Genomic DNA, 23,482 nt, shown 5'->3' on the forward strand with positions numbered 1-23,482 from the left:
CTGTCTGGCACGGAGAACGCCATGCTCTCGCATGAACGTGTCTGGGCCGCCATCGACGCGCTGGCGGCGCGCTATTCGCTTTCGGCGTCGGGTCTTGCCAAGCGCGCGGGCCTCGATTCCACGGCCTTCAACAAGTCGAAGCGGCTGTCGGCAGATGGCCGGCCGCGCTGGCCGTCGACGGAATCGCTCGCCAAAATCATCGAGGCGACGAACTCCTCGCTCGACGAGTTCCTCGCGCTGATCGACGGCAAGTCTGGCCCTAAAGACAAGCCTTTGCCGGTGCAGGCCTCATCGGTGCCGCTGCTCGGTTTCGCGCAGGCCGGCGCAGGCGGCTTCTTCGACGATGCCGGCTTTCCGGTCGGGCAGGGTTTTGACCTGATCGAACTGCCGTCACGGGCCGGCGACAATTCCTATGCGCTGAAAGTGCAGGGCGATTCCATGCTGCCGCTCTATCGCGACGGCGACGTGCTGATCGTCGAGCCGGGGGCGAGGGTGAACAAAGGCGACCGCGTCGTGGTCAAGACCGGCAGCGGCGAGGTGATGGCCAAGGTCCTGGCGCGCCAGAGCGCGAAGGAAATCGAGCTTCAGTCGATAAATCCCGATCATCCGGACCGAGTCGTCGCCGCAAAGGACGTCGAATGGCTGGCCCGCATCGTCTGGGCAAGCCAGTAGCCGCGCCGATGCGTGCGGGCATCGCAGCGGGTGCGTTCCTGGGCCTCGTCGGCCTGGGTTTTGCCATCATGGCCGGCGGGCACACGCTGATCCCGCGGGAAATGCCGCCTGAGGCCTCCAGTATCGCATCGCCCGACGGACCCAAGACCGCGGCAGTTCCAAAGATCGACCCGCCGCGTCCGACCATTCGGCCGCGTGGCGCGGGGCGGGACGGGCAGACGGGTCCCGAAGAGTTTGAGCGCATCTCCCCGCGCGCGCCGCTCGGCGAAATTGGCCTCGCGCTGCCGCCGAAACCGGCAATGCCCAGTGATTGGGAGGGGACCATCCTCTATCGGCCGGTCGCGCCGGCGGCCGGGCTGGTCGAGGCGATGGGGCACACGGTTGCCATAGCCGGGGTGGATGCAGTCGCAGCCGATGAAACCTGCTCGTTCGAGGGCAAGGAATGGGCCTGCGGCATCAGAGCCCGCACCGCCTTCCGCCTTTGGCTGCGCGGTAGGGCGGTCACCTGCGCGGTGACGCCCGAGGCCGGCCCGAAGACCGTCACCGCCGCCTGCCGGCTCGGCAAGCAGGACGTCGGCCAGTGGCTGGTGTCCAATGGCTGGGCTCGTGCGGCCGAAGGCGGTCCCTATGGCGAGGCCGGGGAAAAGGCCCGGGCCGCGAAAAAGGGCATATTCGGCCGCCCGCCGGACAAGGATTCCTTGCCGCCGCCTCCGTCCGCAGTCAGCACATTGCCTAAGCCGCCAACTGCCCCGACAGCGCCCTCCGAATGAGCGCGCGTGTTTCGTCGATGCCGTAGAGCGCCACGAACGAGCCGAAGCGCGGGCCGCGCTCCTGGCCGATCAGCACCTGATAGATCATCTGGAAGAAGGCGACCGAAACGCCGGGTCCGCCTTCCGGGCTCTTCTTGTTGTGGTCCTGATAGCGCTCGATTTTGCGCGCGACATTGAGCGAGGCGTTCTGGATAGCTTCGCCGTCGGCATCGGCCGGCAGCGTGCCAAGCGCGTCCGACAGCGCCTGAAGCGCCTCGCGCTCCACTGCGTCGGGAGATCTGTAGACCTTGGCCGGCTTCACGAAATCGTCGAAGTAGCGGATGGCGTAGCCGGCGAGCCGGTCGAGTTCTGGATGCGACTGCGGCGTCACGCCAGCGACATGGCGCGAGATGAAGCCCCACAGCACGCTCTTGTCGTGGGCGTTGGATGCGCTGACCAGATTGAGCAACAGGGCGAACGGCACCGGCAGTTCGATCTCCGGCGGGTTGCCGTCGTGCATATGCCAGACCGGATTGCCGAGCCGCGTCTTCCAGTCCTGTTTCTGATAGGCCGACAGGAAGGTGTAGTACTCGTCGACGGCCTTCGGGATGACGTCGAAATAGAGCTTCTTCGCCGTCTTCGGCTTCTGGTACATATAGAGGCCAAGGCTCTCGGTCGGCGCATAGGCGAGCCACTGGTCGATGGTGATGCCGTTGCCCTTCGACTTCGAAATCTTCTGCCCGTTCTCGTCGAGGAAGAGTTCGTAGACGAAGTGTGCCGGCGCGCGTCCGCCGAGCGCCTCGCAAATGCGGTCATAGACGCCCATGTTCGGTCCGTGGTCTTTGCCGAACATCTCGAAGTCGACGCCGAGCGCCGCCCAGCGCGCTCCGAAATCCGGCTTCCATTGCAGCTTGACCCTGCCACCGGTGACCGGCAGCGTGGTTTCCGTGCCATCCTCGTCGTAGAAGGTGATGGTGCCGGCGGCGGCATCGACATGCTTCATCGGCACATAGAGCACCCGGCCGGACTTCGGCGAAATCGGCAGGAAAGGACTGTAGGTTGCCTGCCGTTCCTCGCCCAGCGTCGGCAGCATGATCGCCATGATCGTTTCGTAGCGTTCGGCCACGCGCTTCAGAATGGTGTCGAAGCGACCCGACTTGTAGTAGTCGGTCGCACTCGCGAATTCGTAGTCGAAGCCGAACGTGTCGAGGAAGCGCCGCAGCATCGCGTTGTTGTGATGCCCGAAGCTTTCATAGTCGCCGCCGAACGGGTTCGGAACCGAGGTCAGCGGCATGTGCAGATACGGCTCCAGGAACGCGCGGTCAGGCACGCTATCGGGAATCTTGCGCATCCCATCCATGTCGTCGGAGAAGCAGAGCAGCTTGGTGGCGACCTTGTCTTCGGTCAGGATGCGGAAGGCGTGGCGCACCATGGAGGTACGCGCCACCTCGCCGAACGTGCCGATATGCGGCAGGCCGGACGGGCCGTAGCCGGTCTCGAACAGCACCGTCTCGGGAAAATCCCGCCCCTTGTAGCGGTCGACGATCTTTTTCGCTTCTTCGAACGGCCAAGCCTTGCTTTCGGCGGCGGCCGCTAGGATTTCGGGGTTGAGATCGATCACGTTTGATCTCGCCATTGTGCCTGTCCTGTATTCCTGCCGGCGGTCGTTGCTGCTTCAGTGCTTGCGGGGATGCTCGGCAATCCCGGCCATGCGTTCGCGCGTACGTCGCCGGCCGAGTTTGCAGGTGGTCTCTATGCGGGCGGGCCGGGGGCGTCAACATTGGCCCGGTTTTTCCTTGCGAGGGCACGGCCGCGTTCCTACCTTCGCTGCAACGAAAATGAAGGGGGCAGCAATGGCTTTGCCGACCGCGCACGAGGCGCTTATCTATCTGATGGTGGTAACCTCCGCCTCCGACCGCGACATGACCGATGTTGAACTGGCGCGGATCGGCAATGTGGTGCGGTCCTGGCCGATCTTCGAGGGTTTCGACGACGAGAAGCTCATCGAAATCGCGCAGGACTGTCAGCAGATGCTTCACCATGACGGCGGTCTTGGAGGCGTCCTTTCGACAGCACGCAAGGCCATACCGAAAAATCTTCACGACACTGCTTACGCCTTGGCTTTCGAGGTGGCGACAGCCGATCTCGAAATGCGCATGGAAGAGCTTCGCGTGCTGCAGCTTCTGCGCCTGCATCTCGCCATCGATGCCGCGACGATCGCGGCGATCGAGCGGGCGACGAAGGCGCGTCACCGGACGCTGACATAGGATGGAATGATGGGCGAAGGCGCTGTTTTTCCGGAAGCCTGGATTCGAGGGGCCGTGTTCCTTGCGGTCTTCGGCTCGCTGGCGGTGCTGGAGCTATGGTCGCCGCGCCTCGAACGTGACGAGTTGCGCGGCGCGCTGAAATCGCGGCGTTGGTTCACCAACATCTCGATGGTCGTCCTGTCGTCGCTGGTTTTGCGGGTAATCTTTCCGGCCGCCGCCGTCGGCGCAGCGCTCTGGGCGGAGGCGCGGGGATGGGGATTGCTCAGGCTCGCCGGCGTGGATGGCTTTGCAAGCGGGCTGATCGCGTTCGTCGTGCTCGATTTCGCGGTCTGGCTTGAACACGTCGCCAGCCACAAGATATCGCTTCTGTGGCGCATCCACCGGATGCATCACGCCGACACCGGTTTCGATGTCACGACGGGGCTGCGGTTTCATCCGCTCGAGATCGTGCTGTCCATGGTCTGGAAGGCCGCCGTCGTGGTGGCGCTCGGCCCGCCGGTGCTCGCAGTGCTGGTTTTTGAGATCATACTCAACGCCGGCGCGATGTTCAGCCACTCCAATCTGCGCATCGGATCCCGCGCGGATCGCTGGCTGCGCCGTGTCATCGTCACGCCGGACATGCACCGCGTCCATCACTCCAACGATCTGGCCGAGACGGACTCGAATTACGGTTTCAATCTCTCGTTGTGGGACAGGCTGTTCAGGACCTATGTCGACCAGCCAAAAAAAGGCCATGACGGCATCGCGATAGGGCTTTCGGGCTATTCCGCGAGCGAGGCCGCGCGGCTCGGGCGCTCGCTAGCCCTGCCGTTCGTTTCACGGCCGAACGCCTATATCAGAAGAAGCTGACCGGGAAATATCGCAGGTAAAGCTCGGCGAATACGCCCTTCACCGCGATCTGATGCAGGGCTGCGTCGAAAGCGGCGGCCAGGGCCGGCTCGCCGGCTCGGGTGGCGATCGCCAGCCCCGAGCCCAGATATTCCGGCGCGAGATAGGCGCCACCGGCAAACCGGCAACATCCGCCGGCTTCGTTTCCCGCCAGCCAAAAGCCGAGCCGCATGCCGTCGCCAAAGGCGGCGGCGATCTCGGCGGCTTTCAGATCCTGGAGCATCCAGTCCTGCCTGGAATAGGTGACGACTTTCACGCCCGGAAAATTGGCGCGCAGCAGGCGTTCGTGCGCCGAGCCGGCGATGACGCCGACACGCTTGTCCTGCAGCTTGTCGAATACCGGCTCAGACACCGCCGTCGTCTTCGGCATGACGAAGCGTGCGGGAAAACGCAGATAGGGCCGCGAAAACGCATATTTAAGCCGCGCTTCCTGCGTTATGGCGACGCCGGCTATGATCGCCTCGCCTTGCCCGCTTTGCAGCATGCCGTCCAGTTCCGCCCAGGGGACAGCCTGCATCTGGCATTTGTCGGAAATGTTGAACTCGGCGCATATGGCCCGCGCCAGGTCGATGTGGAACCCCGAAATGCGGCCCTCGCCATCCAGAAAATTGAAGGGCGGGAAATCCGTCGTGGTCAGGAACCGCAGCCTGGTCAGCCCGGACAGGTCGGGCTTCGGCAGACGCTCCTTGGCGTCCCAGAACATCGGCACCTGCGGTTCGGCCGCTTGGGCGGTGCCGCAGGCAAGGGCCGATGCGCAAAACACGGCCAGCAGGACAGCACGAAATTTCATTTTGACTCCGGGCGAGGGACGGAAGCTTGTTTCTAGCGCCGGTCGGATGCGATGCCCAGCCATCCGTCGGCGGGAGCGCTCCGGCAAGGCCGAAACTCGCTTGGGCGGCTTTATGGTTACCCAATTCCTACCCAAACCCAACAAATTTTTCTCGATGCAACCCAGGGTTAATGGCGGCAATCCGATTGCGCGCATAACATCGCTCAATTGCAAGTGGCAACGGGGGGTTGCCGGTGGGGTGCGGTTTCTTGCAGCCGCCGCTTTCATGCGGCGGTATTCCGGTGCCTGATATCTTTCTTTTCGGCAATGCCGGCAGGCGTTGGCCCGGATGCCGGCTGTGCCGTGAAGCGCAGTTCTCTCCATCATCGTACGGCGTGTCATGGGCATCCTAGACGTCGATTTTCCCAGACATCATTCCAGCGCGATAGGCAGCGTAGCCGTCGGTTTTTCGGATATCGATGCTCCCGCAGGCGAGGCAGGCATCAGCCTCTTTGCCGCTCTTCTCCTTCCGGAACTTGACGACCGGCAGCCCGTTCTCGACCGTGTCGGGGTACCGTTCCAGACCGCGGTGCGCATCGCATCGAGCGCCGGCTCCCATGGAACCACTTTCCTCGGCGAGTTGCTGGCTTCGGGCGTGGTCGAAGAACGAGTGCTCTATCAAGCCATCGCCCATGAACTCGGCGTGCCCTTTCAGTCGACCGTCGACACCGATAGATTGCTCATTCGCGACGCGGATTGTCTGGCCTCGCTGCGCCGGCCCATTTCAAAGCTCTTGCTGGCGCGCATGGAAGAAAAAGCAGGCGCGACCACGCTTCTGGTTGCGCCGGACAGGGCGAGCTTTGCCACCCTTCGCCGTCGCTGCGGCAGAAATACCGAACTGAGGCGGCGGCTCCGCATCGTAGCCCCTTCGGTGTTGCGCAAGGCCTTGCTCGAGCGCGCCGCGCCGCATCTCGCCCGAGCCGCCCTCACCGAACTGTCCGACCGCCACCCCGACTGCTCAGCGAGAACGGTTGTCACGGGGTGGCAAGGCTATGCGCTCGGTGTGGTTTCGGTAGCGGTGCCAGTGGCGTTTATGACCTTTCCGTCCGGCACCCCGCTGGCTCTGCATATCTGCTTCTCTCTGCTGTTTCTGGCCTGCGTCGGCCTCAGGGTCGCGGCGACCTCCTGGACCTCGCCGCCGCCGCGCCGTTATCAGGAATGCACCTCGCCCGACTGCCCGGTCTATTCGGTGCTGGTCGCGCTCTACCGCGAAGCCAATGTGGTTCCCGATCTTCTCCTGGCGCTGAGCCGGCTGCAATGGCCGCGCAGCAAACTCGAGATAAAGCTGGTCTGCGAAGCCGATGACCTTGAGACGATCGAGGCGATCAATGCCCACCCGCTGAGGTCCTATGTCGAAGTGGTGGCGGTGCCTCCCTGCCAGCCACGCACCAAGCCGAAAGCCTTGGACTACGCGCTGCCGCTGGTCTCGGGAGAGTTCGTGGTGCTTTACGATGCAGAGGATCGTCCGCATCCGCAGCAACTGATGGAAGCCTGGCAGAGATTTCGCGCCAGCGGTCCTGAACTGGCCTGCCTGCAGGCTTCGCTCGAAATATCGAACCGCACCGAAACCATGGTTTCGCGCATGTTCGCCTTTGAATATGTAGCGCTTTTCCGCCGCCTGTTGCCGTGGCTTGCGGCGAAAGGCGTGGTGTTTCCGCTCGGCGGCACGTCCAACCATTTCCGCGCCGCCGCGCTTGCCGACGTCGGCGGCTGGGATCCCTACAATGTGACCGAGGACGCCGATCTCGGGCTTCGCCTCGCCCGCTTCGGCTACCGCGCCGAGACGATTTCGTGCCCGACCCTCGAAGATGGGCCTGAGGATTTCAAGACCTGGCGGCCGCAGCGCACGCGCTGGTTCAAGGGTTGGATGCAGACCTGGCTGGTCCATATGCGCAACCCGCGTCGTTTGGCCGGTGAACTCGATCCCAAATCCTTCTGGGCCGGGCAGATATTGTTTGCCGGAATGGTTGCGTCCGCGCTCGCCCATCCGATCCTGCTGGTCACGCTGGCATGGCTGACGATGAATATTGCGGCGGGCGTCACGCTGAGCACCTGGCAATCCAGCATGCTCTGGATCGATTCCGTTAACATCGCGCTTGGATACGCTTCTTTCATGGCGCTCGGATCAATGGGCCTTGAGCGCCATGAAAAAGACGGGCTGTGGAAGGTCTATCTGTTCACGCCCGTTTACTGGGCAATGCTTTCGATCGCCGCCTGGTGGGCTCTTTTCCAGCTCTTTCGCCGGCCGCACCATTGGGACAAGACGCCCCATCGCAGCGCCCGCCCCAGGATCGTCGTGAGGGGCGAGGCGCATTCGCTGGCGTTGGCGCATGGCCGACCCGCAAGCGGCCCAGCCAGAATTCCTAAGCCGGCGCGACCATCGCCCAGGTGACGCCGAACGGATCGCGAAGCTGCCCGTAGCGATCGCCCCAGAACATAAGCTGCACAGGCATCGTGACCTCAGCGCCCGCCTTCACCGCGCGATCGAACCATGCATCGATATCGTCGACCATCAGGTGCATCGTGAAGCCCTGCGATTCCTTCAACGGGTGGCCGTATTCCGGATAGGCGTCGCAGAGCATGACCGAGCTGCCGTTGATGTAGAGAGGAGATGCATAGTGCGGCCCTGCTCGTCGACCGGGTGCCTGCCCACCTCCCTGGCGCCGAAGGCGCGTTCATAGAACTCTGCGGCCTTGGTGGCGCCGTCCACGGTGAGGTAAGCCACGACGCCGCCAAGGACGCCCGGATTTCCTGCACTTCAGAGGTTGCGGCTGCTGCTGATGTGGTCGCCATGTCTTTGCTCCTGTTCTCATGAAGCCCTGCGGTTGTGGCGGGCTGTTCCCAGGACGAACGGGAGAGCGGCGAACCGACAACGCGCCGAAATTTTTTGCGCGGTTCAGACGCCGGATTTAACGCTCGTGGCGTCGGCCGCGCTGTTGTCCTTCATCAGGCGATCGAGATGCATCCTGATGTGGGCGGCCTCCGCCGCGGTATTGGCCTTCGCGATCGCCTGGCCGAAGGCCTCGCGGGCCTCGTCGGCGCGGCCGAGTTGCATGAGCAGCGCGCCTTTCACGCCGAAGAAATGGAAATAGCCCGAAAGCCTCGGCGCGAGCGGCTCGATCATCTCCAGCGCCGCCGCCGGCCCGCGCACCTTGGCGACGGCGACGGCGCGGTTGAGCGTCACCACCGGCGACGGCTGCAATTCCTCGAGCGCGGTATAGAGTAGGTCGATCTGCGCCCAGTCCGTGTCCTCGGGACGGGCGGCCCGGGCATGCAGCGCCGCTATCGCCGCCTGAATTTGATAGGGGCCGCGCCGCCGGTGGCGTATCGCCTTGTCGATCAGCGCCAGGCCCTCGGCGATCAGCTTGCGGTTCCACAGCCCGCGATCCTGGTCTTCGAGCAGCACGACCGCACCCGACGCGTCGAAGCGGGTCGGGGTGCGCGAATGCTGCAGCAGCAGGAGCGCGGTCAGCCCCATGATCTCCGGCTCGGTCTGGAACAGGCGCAGCAGCAATCTTGCGAGCCGGATCGCCTCGTCGCAGAGCGGCGCGCGCATTGGAGCGGAATCGCCGCTGGCCGAGTAACCCTCGTTGAAGACCAGGTAGATCATGGCCGACACCGCCGCCAGCCGCTCGGCCCGTTCCGGCGCGCCAGGCGTCTCGAAGGGAACATCGGCCTGCGCGATGCGGGCCTTGGCACGGGTGATGCGTTGCTCCATTGCGCTTTCGCCGACCAGGAAGGCGCGCGCGATCTGCTTGACCGAAAGGCCCGAGACGATACGCAGCGCCAGCGCGATCTGCTGCGTCTGCGGCAGCTCGGGATGGCAGCAGATGAACAGGAGGCGCAGCACGTCGTCGCGGTAATCCGAGCCGTCGAGCCGCTCCGCCAGGTCGCTCTCCGCGTCGTTGAGGTCCGAAACCAGCTCCTCGGCGGGCAGCGGTTCCTGCTTGCTCCGCCGCCTGACGGAATCGATCGCGGCGTTGCGCCCGACGAAGATCAGCCAGGCGGTGGGATCGCGGGGCGGGCCGTTCTTGGGCCAGGCTTTCAGCGCCCGCAGACACGCTTCCTGAAAAGCCTCTTCGGCAGTGTCGAGGTCACGAAAATAGCGCAGAAGCGCGCCGATCGCCTGCGGGCGGGCGGCGGTCAGCGCCGCGTTTATCCAGACCATGTCGCTCACGTAACCCCGCTTCCTGGAAGGAAAAGGGAAATCGGACGCAGCTCATAGGCACCGCCGGGATTGGCGCGCGCCAGATCGCGGGCCACCTCCAGCCCGGCCTCAAGTCCCTCGACGTCGACGACATAGAAGCCGAGCAACTGCTCCTTGGTCTCGGCATAGGGCCCGTCGATCACCAGATCCTGGTTTTTGACCAGCGTTGTAGCCGCAGTGGTGGGCAGCAGGCGCAGCGACGGACCGAGCCGCTTTTCCTTCAGCAGCTTCTGATGGACCACATCGAGCTTGGCCATCACCGCGTCATCCTCCTCCTTGGTCCAGGAGCAGACGACATCTTCGGAGTTGTAGCAGAGGATCGCGTACAGCATGATTTTCCTTCCTGTCTCAAGGACGAACGGGATCATTCGATCCCGACATAGTGGCGGATTTTTTCTCCGGATTTAACTCTTCAGGAAACCCGGTCCCTCGCCGATAATTTTCGGGTCGGGCTTGCCGATGGCCGAGAGGTCGCGGCCGGAGTAGGGCAGGCTGGCCAGCACCCGGCGGATGGCGGCGATGCGCGCACGCCTCTTGTCGTTCGAGCGTACGACGATCCAGGGCGCGTGGGACGTGTGGGTCCGCTCCAACATCAGATCGCGCATCTCGCCGTAGGCGTCCCACTTCGTCATGCCGGCAACGTCCATTGGTGAGAATTTCCAGCAGGTCAGCGGGCTATGGCGGCGGTCGTGAAAGCGTTTCAGCTGCATCTCGCGGCCGAGATCGAGCCAGAACTTGAAGAGATGGATGTCCTCATTGACGATCATGTGCTCGAAGCGCGGCGTCTCCTCCAGGAAATGCGCGTGCTGCTCGGGCGTGCAGAAGCCCATGACCGGCTCGACGCCGGCGCGATTGTACCAGGAGCGGTCGAAGGTCACCAATTCGCCCGCCGTCGGAAACTGCGCGATGTAGCGCTGAAAGTACCATTGGCCCCGTTCGGTCTCGGTAGGCTTGGGCAGCGCAACGTTGCGGGCGTTGCGCGGATTCATGTATTCGCGGATCGCTTTGATCACGCCGCCCTTGCCGGCCGCATCGCGGCCTTCCAGCAGGATGAGCACGCGCTTGCCGTTCGCTTGCATCCAGGATTGTAGCTTCACCAGTTCGATCTGCAGGCGGTCCAGAGTTTTCTCATATTCCTTGCGCGGCATCTTTTCGTCGTATGGGTAGCCGCCGGAGCTCAGGGTCCGCTTTTTCAGCCAGTCGGGAAGCTCGGGATTGTCGATGTCGAACGTCCGTTCTTCGTCGCCGGCCTTGAGCTTCAGGAGCGGCGGCGCGTTCGCCGGTTCGACCGACGGGGACTGTTCAATCTTGCGGGCATTGCCATTTTTCATCGCCACACCTTCCTCGTTGCGCGGCGCATGCTATTGGGTGGTCATTGGCCGGTCAAACGGCTGGCGGTGCTCGGGAATTGCGGATGACCGAAGCGAAAAGGGAACGTCAGGGGCGACGATGGGGGTGTCTCGTCGCCGGCAGGCTCAGCCAGAACCGGTGGATGCTTGCCGCCAGCATCCTTGCCGTGCTGGCGGTCTACACCATCGCCGAGGAATCGACATTCTTCGTCCTCGTCTGTATCGCGGCGCTATTCGTGGCGGCTGCGGTGGCGCCACGACGCACAGGCCGCCAGCGGCGCGCAGAAGCGGCAGCAGTCGGCGAGCGGTCGGCGCTGGAGAGGCTGTCTGGCGAAAACCTGGCGGCGGCGGTGGCCGATCCGCTGATCCTGTTCGACGGTGCGGGCACGGTCGTCCACGCCAACGATGCGGCGCTCGCCGCCTTCGCCGCAGTCGGCCCGGGAATTTCGCTGCAGTTGAAATTCCGCGCGCCCGAAATGCAGGAGCTGATCGCCGCGACACTTGCCGGCAACGGTTCGCCGCAGGTTGCCGACTATGTCGAGCGCGTTCCGATCGAGCGCGTCTACCGCGTCACCGGCTCGGCGATCGGCAGGGGTACAGGTCTTTACGTGCTGGTGTTCAAGGACCAGAGCGAGGCCCGCCGCATCGACCGCATGCGCGCCGATTTCATCGCCAACGCCAGCCATGAACTGCGCACGCCGCTCGCTTCGATCGCCGGCTTCGTAGAGACCCTGCGCGGCCCCGCCAGGAACGACGCCTCGGCGCGAGACCATTTTCTCCAGATCATGCAGAACCAGACCTCGCGGATGGCACGGCTGATCGACGACCTGCTGTCGCTGTCGCGGCTGGAGATGAAGCCCTACCTGAAACCCGGAGCCAAGATTGATTTGCGCGCTGTCGTGCAGAGCGTGGTTGATTCACTCAATCCGCTCGCAGCGGAATCGGGCGTCGGGATCGAGACCGATATGCCGGACCATGCAGTCGAGGTGCCGGGCGACCGGGACGAACTGTTCCAGGTATTCGAGAACCTTCTCGAAAACGCCTGCAAATACGGCCAGTCCGGGGGGCGCATCACCGTGTCGATGGAAGATGTCGAGACGGGACCACAGCGGGAAGTCGCCGTCACCATCCGTGACTTCGGACCGGGGATTCCCGAGGAGCACATCCCCCGTATCACCGAGCGCTTCTACCGGGTCGATGTCGAGACAAGCCGTGCGCAAAAGGGCACGGGTCTGGGCCTATCGATCGTCAAGCACATCCTGACCCGCCACAATGGCCGTCTGTCGATTAAGTCCAAGGTCGGGGAGGGCGCGGCCTTTACGGTGCATCTGCCGGCCGGCTGAAAACCCAGGCAGGCTTTGCCGCGGGTGCATTTGGTCTGCCCGGCCCGCCCAGGCTAATGGCGGTTTCTTTTTTTCGTCATCCGGTTAGCGTATCGGTCGGGATTCAGGGCGGCGATTCACGCCCGGCGGAAAAGCGGTATCGACCATGCAGTCGCATCACATCGTCAGCGCTTATGACGAGGAGCTCAAATTCCTCACGCGCAAGATCGCGGCAATGGGCGGCCATGCCGAACGCATGGTCGACCAGTCGATAGCGGCTTTGGTCAGTTCGGATATCGCTCTGGCGCAGAAGGTTATCCGCGACGACGCCGTGCTTGACGAGGGCCAGCGTGAGATCGATGACAAGGCCATCCTGATAATCACCAAGCGGCAGCCGGTGGCGGGCGACCTGCGCGAGATCATCGGCGCAATCCGCATCTCGGCCGATTTGGAACGTGTCGGCGATTTGGGCAAGAACGTCGCCAAGCGCGTCGGGGCTGTCGCCGAGGGCCGCCATCCGGTCAGCCTGTTTCGCGGCCTCCAGGCGCTCGCCGAACTGGCGCTGACGCAGCTCAAGGAGGTGCTCGACGTCTACGCCTCACGCTCGGTCGAGCGCATCGCGTTCATGCGCGACCGCGACGACCAGATCGACGCCATGTACACGTCGCTGTTCCGCGAGCTCCTGACCTATATGATGGAGGATCCGCGCAACATCACACCCTGCACGCATCTTCTGTTTTGCGCCAAGAACATCGAGCGCATCGGCGACCACGCCACCAACATTGCGGAAGCCATCTACTACATCGTCACCGGCGAGCAGATGCCGGTCGACCGGCCGAAAGAGGACAAGAGCCATCGGGTGACGATGGTCAAGACGACAGGCGAGTAGCCCGCCTGCCGAAGTCGAGTTGTCGACGGATTGCTCTACCTGCTCCTGCGCCGCTCGGAAGCCGGCTGGAACGCGATCTTGGCGTGGTAGGTGCAATAGGGGCCGGACTCGGCGGAGTCGTTTCCGCAGAAATGGAAGTCCTCAGACAACGGATCACCGTTCGGCCATTTGCACGTCCGCTCGTTGAGCTGGACGAGCTGCAGGCGCCGAGAGATCGGCACCACCACATTCTCCACCGGGCGCAGATACTGCCTCGCCACCGGCTCGGCATCGAACTGCTGCTGCAGCGCCGTTGCGCCAATCGAAGTGGTGACGCTACGCGTCACGGTCGCAGTGCGGGTGGCGCTCTTGGCACCGCCGGCTCCTTGTGACGCCTTCTTCTGGCGCGTCGGGGCAGCTGTCGCGCGGCCGCGGCTCGACAGTTTCAGGCGGTGGACCTTGCCGATCACGGCGTTCCGGCTCACCCCGCCCAACTGCGCAGCGATCTGGCTTGCGCTGAGGCCTTCGGCCCACAGTTTGCGGAGGGTTTCAACGCGCTCGTCGGTCCAATTCATGAGATCATGCTCCTGATCAGCGTGCGGGGAGTCAGAATCCATTCCCGTCCCGGCACTGCCGGGTTCGACACCACATCTATTCGGTTGATTATGCCGCCGCACGAAATCTAGTTATTTCTTGACTACAAACTACTCTATCCGGTGACTCCGTGACAAGAGTCCGGAATGCAACACGAATCGGATTTTTCGGTTTTCCCCAACTTGCCCGCGTAAAGCCAACAGTTTGCCTTCATGGTTCAAGCTGACGTTTCCGTTGACTTCACGGCCGAAAAACCCAATATGCCGGCATGGCCGCCGCTTTGGCGGCTTTTTTGATTTTTCCGGTACCGGAGACGCATATAATGAGCGGTTCGGCGCTTTTCGAGACTTTCGCCCGTGCACCCCTGGCGTTCGACCGGGGCGAGGGAAGTTGGCTGATCACCGAGGACGGCCAGCGCTATCTCGACTTCGCCGGCGGCATCGCCGTCAACTCGCTAGGCCACGGCCATCCGAAGCTGGTCGCTGCTCTCACTGAGCAGGCCGGAAAATTGTGGCACACCTCCAATCTCTACCAGATTCCGGGCCAGACGCGGCTTGCCGAAAGGCTGGTCGCCAACAGCTTCGCCGGCAAGGTGTTCTTCACCAATTCCGGCGCCGAGGCGTTGGAATGTGCGATCAAGACCGCGCGCCGCTATCAGTACGTCAACGGCCACCCTGAGCGCTTCCGCGCCATCACCTTCGAGGGCGCCTTCCATGGCCGGACGCTGGCGACGATAGCCGCCGGCGGCCAGCAGAAATATCTCGAAGGCTACGGGCCCAAGGTCGAAGGTTTCGACCAGGTTGCGTTCGACGACATCGATGCGGCCGAACGGGCCATCACCACTGAGACGGCCGCGATCCTGCTCGAGCCGGTGCAGGGCGAGGGCGGCATCCGCGAATTCCCCGCACAGTCACTGAAGCGCCTGCGCGAACTATGCGACGAACACGGCCTGCTGCTGATCTTCGACGAAGTGCAGTGCGGCGTCGGCCGCACCGGTAAGCTGTTCGCCCATGAATGGGCCGGCGTTTATCCCGACCTGATGGCTATCGCCAAGGGCATAGGCGGAGGCTTCCCGATGGGCGCGTGCCTTGCCACCGACGAGGCGGCGGCCGCGATGACGCCCGGCGTGCACGGCACCACCTTCGGCGGCAATCCGCTGGCGATGGCGGTCGGCAACGCCGTTCTCGATGTGGTCCTGGAGGAGGGCTTTCTCGAGGAGATCAGCCGCAAGGGCCTACTGATGAAGCAGGGGCTCGCGGCAATCGCAGACGAGTTTCCCGAGGTCATCGAGGGCACGAGGGGCATGGGTCTGATGCTCGGCCTGAAGTGCAAGGCGCCCAACGCCAAGGTGGCAGCCGCTTTGCGCGAACAGAAGCTGCTTTCCGTCCCGGCCGGCGAAAACGTCCTGCGCCTGCTGCCGCCGCTGACCGTCACCGACGCGGAAATCCGCGAGGCGCTGGACCGCATCCGCTCCGGCGCGGCGAATCTTGCGCCGGCTGCTGCCGCGGCCGCGACCTGACCGCCTGGAGTTCCGACATGACCATCCGCCACTTCACCGATCTTTCAGCCGTTCCGGCAGCGGAATTGCGCGGCATGCTCGACGATGCCGCCCGCCGCAAAGCGCGACTGAAGGCGGGCGAGCGCTCGCGCCCGCTGGAAGGCAAGGTGCTGGCGATGATCTTCGACAAGCCGTCGACCAGGACGCGGGTTTCCTTCGATGTCGGCATGCGCCAGCTTGGCGGCGAGACCATCATGCTGACCGGGACGGAGATGCAACTCGGCCGTTCGGAAACAATCGCCGATACGGCCAAGGTGCTGTCGCGCTATGTCGACGCGATTATGATCCGCACTACTACGCATGACCGCCTGCTGGAGCTGACCGAGAACGCCAGTGTGCCGGTGATAAACGGCCTGACAGACGAAACCCACCCGTGCCAGCTCATGGCCGATATCATGACTTTCGAGGAGCACCGCGGCAGCGTGGCCGGCAAGACTTTCGCCTGGGTCGGCGACGGCAACAACGTGCTCCATTCGCTGATCGAGGCTTCGGCCCGCTTCAGTTTCAAGCTCAACATCGCCGTGCCGGAAGGCTCGGCACCGGAGCAGAAATATGTCGACTGGGCGAGGCAGAATGGCGGCACCGCGGCGTTCGCTGCTTCCGCGCCTGAAGCTGTTTCCGGCGCCGATTGCGTCGTCACCGACTGCTGGGTCTCGATGGGGCAGGAGCACCGCGCCCGCGGCCACAATGTCTTCATGCCCTATCAGGTCAATGCCGGCCTGATGAAGCATGCCAGGCCGGATGCGCTTTTCATGCACTGCCTGCCGGCGCATCGCGGCGAGGAAGTGACGGACGAGGTGATCGACGGTCCGCATTCGGTGGTTTTCGACGAGGCCGAAAACCGGCTGCATGCCCAGAAGGCCGTGCTCGCCTGGTGCCTCGGCGCTTGAACCGAGGGGCTGAAGCCCCTATCTGCGCCGCATCACACCCTCTTTGGTTTTGAAGGCGGCTTTTCCCGGCGGCAAATTCGCGCGTCCCGGACGAGCATATGAAGGATTTGGCACGGTGATCGACAGGCAACGCAAGCTTGGTGAATTCGGCTTTACCGGCGACGACGACGTCGTGCCGTTCGAGGTCGGCGCGCTCGATGTGCGCGGCCGAATGGTTCAGCTCGGGCCGCTGCTCGACCAGATTCTTGCCCGCCATGATTATCCCGAGCCGGTCGCCCGGCTTCTGGCGGAGGCGGCGCTTGTTGCGGTACTGCTCGGCACGTCGCTGAAATTCGAGGGCAAATTCATCCTGCAGACCCGCACCGACGGTCCCGTCGACATGCTGGTGGCCGACTTCTCGACACCTAAATCGCTACGCGCCTATGCGCGGTTCGATGCCGATCAGCTCGCCGCTGCCGTCGAGGCGGGCGAGGCGACGCCTGAAAAGCTGCTCGGCAAGGGCGTCCTTGCGCTCACCATCGACCAGGGCGCCGACATGCAGCGCTACCAGGGCATCGTAGAGCTCGATGGCGTGACGCTGGAGGAGGCGGCCAAGACATATTTCCGGCAGTCGGAGCAGATTCCGACCGACATCCGGCTATCCGTGGGCAAGCTTGTCCTGCCCAGCCCCGGCGGCAGCCGTGAGCATTGGCGCGCCGGCGGCCTCATGGCGCAGTTCCTGCCCAAGGCGCCGGAACGCCTGCGCATGCCCGACCTGCATGGCGGCGATGGCGATCCGGGCCAGCCGCCGCACGAAGTCGCCGACAATGCCTGGCGCGAACTGGTTGCGCTGGTTGCGACAGTCGAGCACAACGAGCTTCTCGATCCTTCGGTCGGGTCGGAAAGGCTGCTCTACCGGCTGTTCAACGAGCATGGCGTGCGCGTCTTCGAAGGCACGCATGTCGAGGACGAGTGCTCCTGCTCGCGAACGAAAATCCGCGGCATCCTCGAAGGCTTTTCGGCCGAGGAGATCGAGGAAAGCACGGAAGACGGCGTCATCCGCGTCAATTGCGAGTTCTGCTCCAAGGCCTATGAGTTCAAGCCGGCGGAGTTTTCGGCGGAAGCCTGATCGGATTGAGCTTCGCTGACTCCCCTCCCTCGTTGTGAGGGAGGGGGAGCCGTCTTGATCAACGGCTAATTCACCCGCCGCTTGCCCGGCAGGTCCAGTGAAAACGCCGGGATCTCGACTTCGAACGTCTCGCCCCCGCGGTTTCGCATCGTGTAATGGCCAACCATGATGCCCGAGGGCGTCGAAAGCGGACAACCCGACATGTACTGGTAGCTGTCCCCGGGGTTGAGCTCCGGCTGTTCGCCGACCACTCCGGGGCCACGCACCTCTTCGACCCTTCCGGCTCCGTCCGTGATGCGCCAATAGCGCGACAGGAGTTGCACGAACTGGTCGGACTGGTTGGCGATCGTCACCCGATAGGCCCAGACATAATGGTTCTGCGAAGGATCGGACCGGTCCTCGAGGTAGAACGGCTCGACATTGACCTCGATATCGCGCGTGACGGCCGTGTACATTCCACGCACCCCTTCAACGCAAGAATCTGCCGGCAAGGGCGGCAGGTCAACCTTGTTTGGGCTGAGCAAACCGGATTGTGATTTCCGCTTGACGGGATTTTTCGTTTACTGCGGACATTACGACGGCTCAGGAGGCAAGGAATGCTGGATGGCTGGGCGCGCAGGCGTCTCGATCCGCCGCTTGACGGCTTCGGTGCGCTGATGGCCAAGGCCGGCATTTCGGCCAATGTCGTCACCATTGCCGCCTGCATCCTGGGGCTGGCGGCGGCGACGGCGATAGGATGCGGCCTTTTCTGGCTGGGTCTTGCCTTGCTCCTCGTCAGCCGTCTCGGCGACGGGCTCGACGGTGCGGTCGCGAAGGTCAACGGCAGGACCGATCTCGGCGGCTATCTCGATATCGTGCTCGATTTTGTCTTCTATGGGGCGATACCAATTGGCTTCGTACTGGCCGACCCGGCAGCCAACGCCGTAGCGGGCGCGGTGCTGGTGTTCTCCTTTTACGTCAACGGATCGAGTTTTCTCGCCTATGCGATCATGGCCGAGAGACGAAAGCTGGTGACAGATGCGCGTGGCGCGAAATCGCTCTTCTTCACGACGGGTCTGGCCGAGGCCAGCGAAACCATCGCCGTTTTCGTCATCTTCTGCCTGTTCCCGGACTGGTTTCCGCCGCTGGCCTACGCCTTCGCCGCCTTGACGTTCTACACCGCCCTGTCGAGGATCGTGCTGGCATGGCGGACCTTTGGGGGATCATGATGACGGCGGACGAGTTTCGGGCGCTGGCGCTGAGCTTTCCGGAAGCTGCCGAAGGAAGCCATTTCGACACCGCGGATTTCCGAGTCGGAAAGAAGATCTTTGCCACATTGCGCGAAAGCGACGGCCGCGCGGTGTTGAAGCTTTCGCCCGACGAACAGCAGCTCCTGAAGGAAACCGGACGCGGCATTTTCGCGCCGATCAAGGGCTCGTGGGGCCTGAAAGGCTGGACGCAGGTCATGCTCGACCGTGCCGACATGGAGACCGTACGCCATGCCATGACATTTGCCTGGAAATCGGTCGCGCCGAAAAAGCTGGCGAAGGCCCAACCATAGACGTGGCAGCGCTCCCGATCGTCCACCATCCAGGCTATGATGCCGGCTTTGCCGCGGAGCACAGGTTTCCGATGGGCAAATACAGCGCCCTGATGGAGCAACTCGATGCGTGCGGCCTCGCCACGCCGTCAAACCTGTACCAGCCCGTTCCGGCCGAACCCGGCTGGCTGAAGCTCGCGCATGACCCAGCTTATGTCGACCAGGTGATCGCTTGCACGGTTCCCGCGAGCATCGAACGTGAGATCGGCTTTCCGATTGGCGAGAAAGTGTCGCGTCGCGCGCTACTCGCCGCTGGGGGAACCATTCTCTCGGCGCGGCTGGCGCTCGCGAACGGCATCGCCTGCAATACGGCCGGCGGCAGCCATCACGCCAGATACGCTCATGGCGCCGGCTTCTGCACCTTCAACGACGTGGCCGTTGCGGCGCTTGGGCTGATCGCCGAAGGGCTGGCCGCGAATGTGCTGGTCGTCGACCTCGACGTACACCAGGGCGACGGCACGGCCGATATCCTCGGAAACGAACCGCGTGCTTTCACCTTCTCGATGCATGGTGACCGCAATTACCCGGAGCGCAAGATCGCTTCCGATCTGGACGTCGCCCTGCCGGACGGCACGGGTGATGACGCCTATCTGGAGAGGCTCGGCGATATCCTGCCGATGCTTTCCGGCCGGGCGGCCTGGGACATCGTCTTCTACAATGCCGGCGTCGATCCGCATGCCGACGACCGCCTCGGTCGGCTCTCCTTATCCGATGATGGGCTGCGCGCCCGTGACAGGCTGACGATCGGCCATTTCAGGGAGTGCGGAATTCCGGTCTGCGGCGTCATCGGTGGCGGCTATTCGCGCGACATCCAGGCCCTCGCCGCGCGCCACACCATACTGTTCGAGGTTGCGGCCGAATTCAGCGGCGGTAGCTGAACAGCCTCAACAGGATGAAGGCCGGGACGACGATCGCCGCGCCGAGCAGCAGGTAACCCAGGAAGCGGTCAATGGTCGCGAAGCCCATGTACCACATGCGCAGGAAGAAATCCCGGATGCTTTCGAGGATGTCGAAAGGCGACCAGCCGAACGTGCTCATCACGATACCGACGAGGAATGAGACGACGAGGAGTTTCAGAAATACCCGCAGCGGGCTGTCGCCGAGGAAGCGCGTAAGTCCGGACAAGTCATTTCTCCCACGATTGGCACAGCGCCGACATACGCAGTCGCGGCGGCGTGTTCAAGTCTTGGCCGGATATCGCTACCTTTGCGATTGCCGATCGGCACGGGACCGTGATATTCGAGCGGCTGCGCGGGTATGATGTAATGGTAGCCTGTCAGCTTCCCAAGCTGAACGCGCGGGTTCGATTCCCGCTACCCGCTCCAGCCAAGCCAGTGCGGAATAACTTTCCGGCATCGGCGCGCCTCGCGGCTCATAGCCGGTAAACCCTAATGGCGGTGTCGCGCAGGACCGCTTCCTGATCTTCCCGCGAATATGAGGCGAGCGCTGCTCGATGCGCTGCGACAAGATCGGCATAACTTGTCCAGAGTTTTTCGATCGGAAAGTTGCTGCCGAACAGGCAGCGGTCAGACCCGAACATGGCGATTGTTTCGGCAACGACATCGGCCACATGCGCCGGATAGTTGCGGTGGATGAAGGTTCCCAGTCCGGACAATTTGCTGACGACATTTTCCTCCGCCGCAAGCCGCTTCATGCCCTCGCGCCACGCTTGCCTGCCAACTGGAGACAGATCCTCCAGCATACCCGCATGCTGGAGCACGAAGACTATGTCGCGATTGTCGGCCGCCAGTCTCGCCGCATCGGCCATTTGCGAAGTGAAGACCTGCAAGTCGAACGACCAGCCATGATCGGCGAGGACGCGGATGTACTTCCGCAGCCGGGCATCGTTCATCAGGTCCGGCGAGGCGGCGAAGCGGTACATCTCGTTTTCATGCCAGTGAAGCTGCATGCGGACGCCGCGCATCAGCGGAAAAGCCGCCTGGCGCTTCATGGTTTCTCTTGCATCGTCGCACAGGAGATCTGCATAACCCACGATGCCGTGCGGCCAGCCGTGCCGGTCGGCAATGCCTTGAACCCACTCGACCTCCACGACGGCCTGCGGTTTCGCCCAGTTCGTCTGCACGTAGACGGACTTTCCGACGCCTGATCCGGCGATGTCGGCCAGAAATTCCTCGATCGGATAGTCGCGGCGGATAGGCTCGTAGGGACCGAAGATGCGCGGAACCATCGGCCCCTGCAGCCAGGGAAGATCGGCCTGCCGCCAGATGTGATGGTGGGCGTCGACGATGCCGATCATGCCGCAATCCCAGTGGTGGAAAACCGCCGCCCCGCCTGGCCGCGCGGCCCGTGTTCGACGGCATCTAGGCGTGCGGCCAGCCGCTCCAGCGCGCCCAAGCCGCCCGCATCGCAGAGGTCATCGAGATGCGGCAGGATTCCGGCCATGGCTCGGGTAAGGGGCCGATAGCGAGGGTCGGCGGCCAGTGGCGTCGCCCAGACCAGACGGTGGCTGAGCCGCGCCATGCGCTCGATCGCGTGGATCATTTCCGCTGGGTCGCCGCGTTCGAGCCCGTCGGACAGGATCACCGTCACCGCGCCTCGGACCAGCGCTGCATAACGTGACACCGACAGGAATTCATCGAGCGACGAGCCGATGCGGGTGCCGCCGTCGAAATCGAACACCATGTCCGCCAGGCGGCCGAGCGCCTGATCGGGGTCGCGATGCCTGAGCATGCCCGTCACCCGGCTGGGGCTGGTGCCGAAGCAGAAACACTCGACCCGCGGCCGCGCGCGCACGAGCAGATGTGCAAAACGCAGATTGACTTCCGACTGCGCCTTCATCGAACCGGAGACGTCGATCAGGAGCAGCAGCTTGCGCGGACGCTCCGGCCGCGCCATCCGCATCATGCGCAGCGTCTCGCCGAACGTGGCGCGCGCGGCCCTGCAGGTGCGGGCAAGGTCGATCCGTGGTCCGGCTGGCGACCGCGCCCAGTTCCGGCTCGTCATATGAGGCAGGGAGGCGATCCCGCGCCGGATGCGAGACAGCGTTTCGGCGTCGTTCATGCGGCCGAAAGTCTTGCGTCCGCGCAACAAATCGTCGGCCGCGGCCTTGCCGGCAGCGTCGCCGTCCAGTGGGTCCAGGGGAGGCTGATCGCCTTTTGGCGGCGACGGTTTGGCGGCCTCGTCATCTTCGTCCGGTGCGGCCTCGATCACGGCCACCTGACCGAACCACGCCTCGAACACCGCGTCGTAGATCGGGAAATCCGCCGGCGAACCTATGAGCGTGACACGACCGATCCTGGCAAGATCGGATATGCGGCGAGGCGGAGCTGCCCGCACCGCCTGGAGAAAGCAAACCGCCCGGCCCGGATCTGCCGCAAGGCCAGCCTCCCTCAACGCCGCCGGAAAGCCGGCAAGCAGTTCGGCCGCCATGAACGCCGGCCGGGAGCGGGGAGCAGTATTTGCCATCACAACACGCCCGCCTTCTGGATGGCGGCAAAGTCCTCCTGATCCTTGACGAGCAGGCCGAGCGAGCGTTGCAAGGCTTCGGGCCACGCGGCGCCGTCGCGGTGGAGTACTTCCGCCGCGCGCGCCCAGTCGATACTTTCCGAGATGCCCGGCCGCTTGATCAGCGGCAGCCGCCTGATGCTCGCCACCGCATCAACTAGCATTTCGGCTGCTTCCGCGGCGACGCCCGGCGCGTGGCGCTCGATGATGGCGCGCTCGCGCGCCCGCTCGGGATAGTCGATCCAGTGATAGAGGCAGCGGCGGCGCAGCGCGTCGTGCAGTTCCCGCGTCCGATTGGAGGTCAGGATCGCCACCACAGGCTGAGCGGCCCGCACGGTCCCGATCTCGGGAATGGAAATCTGGAAATCCGACAGGAATTCGAGCAGGAAGGCTTCGAAGGCGTCGTCGGCGCGGTCGATCTCGTCGATCAGCAGCACCGTCGCGGAGGCATTGCGCAGCGCCTTGAGCAGCGGCATTTCTATCAGGAATTTTTCCGCGTAAAGATCCGATGTCTCGACCTTGCCGCTACGCTCCGCGACCCGCACGTGCAGCAATTGCCGTGCGTGATCCCAGTCGTAGAGCGCCTTTGTCGAATCGATGCCCTCATAGCATTGCAGCCTGAGGCATTCGCGGCCGAGAATGGCGGCGAGCGTCTTTGCCACCTCGGTCTTGCCGACGCCTGGCACACCTTCGAGAAGCAACGGCTTGCCGAGCTCGAGCGCGAGATAGAGCGCCGTCACCAGTGTCTCGTCGGCCAGATAGCCGGCGGCGGCAAGCTCGGCGTCGAGCCGATCCTGTGTCAGGGGCGAGGGCAAGCCTTTGATCCGCTCAAAATTGCTGCTTCTCGTCGCACACCATGCGGAAGCGATTGGAGCAATGGGCGGCGGCGTCGCCGCCCGCCTCCTTGCCCGCTTCCGTGCTGAACGCCGCGGCCATTGCCGCTTCGTCGTCGAAGTACATTTCGGACATGCCATCGAACGGAGCGTCGGCATTTTCGGCGCGCAGCACGTTCGATGTATACTTCCTCAGGCCCGGCAGGTTGCGCGCAAACGCAACGTGGTCTTCGAGAATCCATTTCCTGAAATCCTGGAAGCTCATGCCATCCTTGCGCTTCATCAGGGCCATCACTTTGATCAT

Annotated in this window: 26 protein-coding genes, 1 tRNA gene and 1 pseudogene; 15 read left to right on the top strand and 13 right to left on the bottom strand. The window is 63.7% G+C overall.

Annotation, left to right across the window (positions count from 1 at the left end):
• Nucleotides 1–21: 21 nt before the first annotated feature.
• Nucleotides 22–672 carry a helix-turn-helix transcriptional regulator gene (locus tag ABVK50_RS01750; RefSeq protein ID WP_353643077.1) on the top strand — a complete coding sequence of 217 codons (651 nt, stop codon included), beginning with the start codon at nucleotides 22–24 and terminating at the stop codon, nucleotides 670–672.
• The gene (locus tag ABVK50_RS01755) at nucleotides 639–1,442 is read left to right on the top strand and encodes a thermonuclease family protein (protein ID WP_353643076.1); all 804 of its coding nucleotides are present in this window, start codon (nucleotides 639–641) and stop codon (nucleotides 1,440–1,442) included. Before ABVK50_RS01750 ends, ABVK50_RS01755 begins: the two co-directional genes overlap by 34 nt.
• On the opposite strand, the gene ABVK50_RS01760 is transcribed toward ABVK50_RS01755, so the two are convergent.
• Nucleotides 1,405–3,057 carry a lysine--tRNA ligase gene (locus ABVK50_RS01760; protein WP_353643075.1) on the bottom strand — a complete coding sequence of 551 codons (1,653 nt, stop codon included), beginning with the start codon at nucleotides 3,055–3,057 and terminating at the stop codon, nucleotides 1,405–1,407. The two genes, ABVK50_RS01755 and ABVK50_RS01760, sit on opposite strands and share 38 nt — an antisense overlap.
• A gap of 217 nt (nucleotides 3,058–3,274) precedes the next feature.
• On the opposite strand from ABVK50_RS01760, the gene ABVK50_RS01765 reads away from it, so the two are divergent.
• Both ABVK50_RS01765 and ABVK50_RS01770 read left to right on the top strand, forming a co-directional pair.
• Nucleotides 3,275–3,688 (top strand): tellurite resistance TerB family protein, encoded by a 414-nt coding sequence (locus ABVK50_RS01765; protein WP_353643074.1) that lies wholly within the window; start codon nucleotides 3,275–3,277, stop codon nucleotides 3,686–3,688.
• Between the two features lie 6 nt (nucleotides 3,689–3,694).
• Nucleotides 3,695–4,537 (top strand): sterol desaturase family protein, encoded by an 843-nt coding sequence (locus ABVK50_RS01770; RefSeq protein WP_353643073.1) that lies wholly within the window; start codon nucleotides 3,695–3,697, stop codon nucleotides 4,535–4,537.
• Here the strand turns inward: ABVK50_RS01770 and ABVK50_RS01775 are convergent.
• Nucleotides 4,524–5,366 carry a transporter substrate-binding domain-containing protein gene (locus ABVK50_RS01775; protein WP_353643072.1) on the bottom strand — a complete coding sequence of 281 codons (843 nt, stop codon included), beginning with the start codon at nucleotides 5,364–5,366 and terminating at the stop codon, nucleotides 4,524–4,526. The genes ABVK50_RS01770 and ABVK50_RS01775 overlap by 14 nt on opposite strands.
• A gap of 379 nt (nucleotides 5,367–5,745) precedes the next feature.
• On the opposite strand from ABVK50_RS01775, the gene ABVK50_RS01780 reads away from it, so the two are divergent.
• Nucleotides 5,746–7,797 carry a glycosyltransferase family 2 protein gene (locus ABVK50_RS01780; protein ID WP_353643071.1) on the top strand — a complete coding sequence of 684 codons (2,052 nt, stop codon included), beginning with the start codon at nucleotides 5,746–5,748 and terminating at the stop codon, nucleotides 7,795–7,797.
• Here the strand turns inward: ABVK50_RS01780 and ABVK50_RS01785 are convergent.
• Nucleotides 7,769–8,115 (bottom strand): annotated as a pseudogene (locus ABVK50_RS01785) (VOC family protein). The gene ABVK50_RS01780 and the pseudogene ABVK50_RS01785 overlap by 29 nt on opposite strands.
• Here ABVK50_RS01785 and ABVK50_RS01790 point away from each other — a divergent pair.
• Complete coding sequence (locus ABVK50_RS01790; protein WP_353647056.1) at nucleotides 8,017–8,220, top strand: hypothetical protein; 204 nt, start codon at nucleotides 8,017–8,019, stop codon at nucleotides 8,218–8,220. The pseudogene ABVK50_RS01785 and the gene ABVK50_RS01790 sit on opposite strands and share 99 nt — an antisense overlap.
• 81 nt (nucleotides 8,221–8,301) lie before the next feature.
• Here ABVK50_RS01790 and ABVK50_RS01795 read toward each other — a convergent pair whose 3' ends face one another.
• The 3 genes from ABVK50_RS01795 to ppk2 form a co-directional block, all read right to left on the bottom strand.
• Nucleotides 8,302–9,582: an RNA polymerase sigma factor gene (locus ABVK50_RS01795; protein WP_353643070.1), complete on the bottom strand. Its 1,281-nt coding sequence runs from the start codon at nucleotides 9,580–9,582 to the stop codon at nucleotides 8,302–8,304.
• A complete protein-coding gene (locus ABVK50_RS01800; protein ID WP_165031950.1) occupies nucleotides 9,579–9,944 on the bottom strand; it encodes a YciI family protein in 366 nt (121 codons plus the stop codon). Before ABVK50_RS01800 ends, ABVK50_RS01795 begins: the two co-directional genes overlap by 4 nt.
• A gap of 72 nt (nucleotides 9,945–10,016) precedes the next feature.
• Nucleotides 10,017–10,943 (bottom strand): polyphosphate kinase 2, encoded by a 927-nt coding sequence (gene ppk2 / locus ABVK50_RS01805; RefSeq protein WP_353643069.1) that lies wholly within the window; start codon nucleotides 10,941–10,943, stop codon nucleotides 10,017–10,019.
• Between the two features lie 83 nt (nucleotides 10,944–11,026).
• Here ppk2 and ABVK50_RS01810 point away from each other — a divergent pair, with 83 nt between their 5' ends.
• Nucleotides 11,027–12,304, top strand: coding sequence for an ATP-binding protein (locus tag ABVK50_RS01810; protein ID WP_353643068.1), 1,278 nt, complete (start codon nucleotides 11,027–11,029; stop codon nucleotides 12,302–12,304).
• Between the two features lie 145 nt (nucleotides 12,305–12,449).
• Nucleotides 12,450–13,172 carry a phosphate signaling complex protein PhoU gene (gene phoU, locus ABVK50_RS01815; protein ID WP_353643067.1) on the top strand — a complete coding sequence of 241 codons (723 nt, stop codon included), beginning with the start codon at nucleotides 12,450–12,452 and terminating at the stop codon, nucleotides 13,170–13,172.
• A 35-nt stretch (nucleotides 13,173–13,207) separates the two neighbouring features.
• Here phoU and ABVK50_RS01820 read toward each other — a convergent pair whose 3' ends face one another.
• Nucleotides 13,208–13,726 carry a GcrA family cell cycle regulator gene (locus ABVK50_RS01820; RefSeq protein WP_353643066.1) on the bottom strand — a complete coding sequence of 173 codons (519 nt, stop codon included), beginning with the start codon at nucleotides 13,724–13,726 and terminating at the stop codon, nucleotides 13,208–13,210.
• A gap of 341 nt (nucleotides 13,727–14,067) precedes the next feature.
• On the opposite strand from ABVK50_RS01820, the gene ABVK50_RS01825 reads away from it, so the two are divergent.
• The 3 genes from ABVK50_RS01825 (at nucleotide 14,068) to ABVK50_RS01835 (ending at nucleotide 17,301) form a co-directional block, all read left to right on the top strand.
• The gene (locus tag ABVK50_RS01825; protein ID WP_353643065.1) at nucleotides 14,068–15,264 is read left to right on the top strand and encodes an aspartate aminotransferase family protein; all 1,197 of its coding nucleotides are present in this window, start codon (nucleotides 14,068–14,070) and stop codon (nucleotides 15,262–15,264) included.
• Nucleotides 15,265–15,281: 17 nt separating this feature from the next.
• A complete protein-coding gene (gene argF, locus ABVK50_RS01830) occupies nucleotides 15,282–16,193 on the top strand; it encodes an ornithine carbamoyltransferase (RefSeq protein ID WP_353643064.1) in 912 nt (303 codons plus the stop codon).
• Between the two features lie 115 nt (nucleotides 16,194–16,308).
• Nucleotides 16,309–17,301 carry an Hsp33 family molecular chaperone gene (locus tag ABVK50_RS01835; RefSeq protein WP_353643063.1) on the top strand — a complete coding sequence of 331 codons (993 nt, stop codon included), beginning with the start codon at nucleotides 16,309–16,311 and terminating at the stop codon, nucleotides 17,299–17,301.
• 65 nt (nucleotides 17,302–17,366) lie between these two features.
• Here ABVK50_RS01835 and apaG read toward each other — a convergent pair whose 3' ends face one another.
• Nucleotides 17,367–17,756, bottom strand: coding sequence for a Co2+/Mg2+ efflux protein ApaG (gene apaG / locus ABVK50_RS01840; RefSeq protein ID WP_353643062.1), 390 nt, complete (start codon nucleotides 17,754–17,756; stop codon nucleotides 17,367–17,369).
• Nucleotides 17,757–17,897: 141 nt separating this feature from the next.
• Between apaG and ABVK50_RS01845 the strand changes: the two genes are divergently transcribed.
• From ABVK50_RS01845 to ABVK50_RS01855, 3 genes are all read left to right on the top strand, one after another.
• Nucleotides 17,898–18,509, top strand: a complete 612-nt coding sequence (locus ABVK50_RS01845; RefSeq protein ID WP_353643061.1) for a CDP-alcohol phosphatidyltransferase family protein — start codon at nucleotides 17,898–17,900, stop codon at nucleotides 18,507–18,509.
• Entirely contained in the window at nucleotides 18,485–18,841 is a 357-nt protein-coding gene (locus ABVK50_RS01850) for an MmcQ/YjbR family DNA-binding protein (protein ID WP_353643060.1), read from the top strand. Before ABVK50_RS01845 ends, ABVK50_RS01850 begins: the two co-directional genes overlap by 25 nt.
• Before the next feature lie 71 nt (nucleotides 18,842–18,912).
• The gene (locus ABVK50_RS01855) at nucleotides 18,913–19,758 is read left to right on the top strand and encodes a histone deacetylase (RefSeq protein ID WP_353646049.1); all 846 of its coding nucleotides are present in this window, start codon (nucleotides 18,913–18,915) and stop codon (nucleotides 19,756–19,758) included.
• Here ABVK50_RS01855 and ABVK50_RS01860 read toward each other — a convergent pair.
• Complete coding sequence (locus ABVK50_RS01860; RefSeq protein ID WP_008835770.1) at nucleotides 19,742–20,005, bottom strand: DUF6460 domain-containing protein; 264 nt, start codon at nucleotides 20,003–20,005, stop codon at nucleotides 19,742–19,744. The genes ABVK50_RS01855 and ABVK50_RS01860 overlap by 17 nt on opposite strands.
• 126 nt (nucleotides 20,006–20,131) lie before the next feature.
• Here ABVK50_RS01860 and ABVK50_RS01865 point away from each other — a divergent pair.
• A tRNA-Gly gene (locus tag ABVK50_RS01865) sits at nucleotides 20,132–20,205 on the top strand.
• A gap of 47 nt (nucleotides 20,206–20,252) precedes the next feature.
• Here the strand turns inward: ABVK50_RS01865 and ABVK50_RS01870 are convergent.
• From ABVK50_RS01870 to ABVK50_RS01885, 4 genes are read right to left on the bottom strand one after another with little or no spacing between them, the layout of a single operon-like run.
• Entirely contained in the window at nucleotides 20,253–21,137 is an 885-nt protein-coding gene (locus ABVK50_RS01870) for an amidohydrolase family protein (RefSeq protein WP_353643059.1), read from the bottom strand.
• A complete protein-coding gene (locus ABVK50_RS01875) occupies nucleotides 21,134–22,306 on the bottom strand; it encodes a VWA domain-containing protein (RefSeq protein WP_353643058.1) in 1,173 nt (390 codons plus the stop codon). Before ABVK50_RS01875 ends, ABVK50_RS01870 begins: the two co-directional genes overlap by 4 nt.
• Nucleotides 22,306–23,160 (bottom strand): MoxR family ATPase, encoded by an 855-nt coding sequence (locus ABVK50_RS01880; protein WP_353643057.1) that lies wholly within the window; start codon nucleotides 23,158–23,160, stop codon nucleotides 22,306–22,308. The genes ABVK50_RS01875 and ABVK50_RS01880 overlap by 1 nt, the downstream gene beginning before the upstream one ends.
• Before the next feature lie 13 nt (nucleotides 23,161–23,173).
• Complete coding sequence (locus ABVK50_RS01885) at nucleotides 23,174–23,482, bottom strand: EthD family reductase (protein ID WP_353643056.1); 309 nt, start codon at nucleotides 23,480–23,482, stop codon at nucleotides 23,174–23,176.

The organism is Mesorhizobium sp. WSM2240 (assembly GCF_040438645.1).
In the GTDB taxonomy this organism is placed as follows: Bacteria; Pseudomonadota; Alphaproteobacteria; order Rhizobiales; family Rhizobiaceae; genus Allomesorhizobium.

Excerpts from the sequence above, each read along its gene's own strand:
- phoU (WP_353643067.1), top strand. The coding sequence starts at position 12,450 with ATGCAGTCGCATCACATCGTCAGCGCTTATGACGAGGAGCTCAAATTC.
- ABVK50_RS01850 (WP_353643060.1), top strand. The coding sequence starts at position 18,485 with ATGGCGGACCTTTGGGGGATCATGATGACGGCGGACGAGTTTCGGGCG.
- ABVK50_RS01870 (WP_353643059.1), bottom strand. The coding sequence starts at position 21,137 with ATGATCGGCATCGTCGACGCCCACCATCACATCTGGCGGCAGGCCGAT.
- ABVK50_RS01755 (WP_353643076.1), top strand. The coding sequence starts at position 639 with ATGGCTGGCCCGCATCGTCTGGGCAAGCCAGTAGCCGCGCCGATGCGT.
- ABVK50_RS01800 (WP_165031950.1), bottom strand. The coding sequence starts at position 9,944 with ATGCTGTACGCGATCCTCTGCTACAACTCCGAAGATGTCGTCTGCTCC.
- ABVK50_RS01765 (WP_353643074.1), top strand. The coding sequence starts at position 3,275 with ATGGCTTTGCCGACCGCGCACGAGGCGCTTATCTATCTGATGGTGGTA.
- ABVK50_RS01875 (WP_353643058.1), bottom strand. The coding sequence starts at position 22,306 with ATGGCAAATACTGCTCCCCGCTCCCGGCCGGCGTTCATGGCGGCCGAA.
- ABVK50_RS01775 (WP_353643072.1), bottom strand. The coding sequence starts at position 5,366 with ATGAAATTTCGTGCTGTCCTGCTGGCCGTGTTTTGCGCATCGGCCCTT.
- argF (WP_353643064.1), top strand. The coding sequence starts at position 15,282 with ATGACCATCCGCCACTTCACCGATCTTTCAGCCGTTCCGGCAGCGGAA.
- ABVK50_RS01825 (WP_353643065.1), top strand. The coding sequence starts at position 14,068 with ATGAGCGGTTCGGCGCTTTTCGAGACTTTCGCCCGTGCACCCCTGGCG.
- ppk2 (WP_353643069.1), bottom strand. The coding sequence starts at position 10,943 with ATGAAAAATGGCAATGCCCGCAAGATTGAACAGTCCCCGTCGGTCGAA.
- ABVK50_RS01885 (WP_353643056.1), bottom strand. The coding sequence starts at position 23,482 with ATGATCAAAGTGATGGCCCTGATGAAGCGCAAGGATGGCATGAGCTTC.
- apaG (WP_353643062.1), bottom strand. The coding sequence starts at position 17,756 with ATGTACACGGCCGTCACGCGCGATATCGAGGTCAATGTCGAGCCGTTC.
- ABVK50_RS01845 (WP_353643061.1), top strand. The coding sequence starts at position 17,898 with ATGCTGGATGGCTGGGCGCGCAGGCGTCTCGATCCGCCGCTTGACGGC.
- ABVK50_RS01760 (WP_353643075.1), bottom strand. The coding sequence starts at position 3,057 with ATGGCGAGATCAAACGTGATCGATCTCAACCCCGAAATCCTAGCGGCC.
- ABVK50_RS01790 (WP_353647056.1), top strand. The coding sequence starts at position 8,017 with ATGCATAGTGCGGCCCTGCTCGTCGACCGGGTGCCTGCCCACCTCCCT.
- ABVK50_RS01770 (WP_353643073.1), top strand. The coding sequence starts at position 3,695 with ATGATGGGCGAAGGCGCTGTTTTTCCGGAAGCCTGGATTCGAGGGGCC.
- ABVK50_RS01810 (WP_353643068.1), top strand. The coding sequence starts at position 11,027 with ATGACCGAAGCGAAAAGGGAACGTCAGGGGCGACGATGGGGGTGTCTC.
- ABVK50_RS01780 (WP_353643071.1), top strand. The coding sequence starts at position 5,746 with ATGGGCATCCTAGACGTCGATTTTCCCAGACATCATTCCAGCGCGATA.
- ABVK50_RS01855 (WP_353646049.1), top strand. The coding sequence starts at position 18,913 with ATGGGCAAATACAGCGCCCTGATGGAGCAACTCGATGCGTGCGGCCTC.
- ABVK50_RS01820 (WP_353643066.1), bottom strand. The coding sequence starts at position 13,726 with ATGAATTGGACCGACGAGCGCGTTGAAACCCTCCGCAAACTGTGGGCC.
- ABVK50_RS01750 (WP_353643077.1), top strand. The coding sequence starts at position 22 with ATGCTCTCGCATGAACGTGTCTGGGCCGCCATCGACGCGCTGGCGGCG.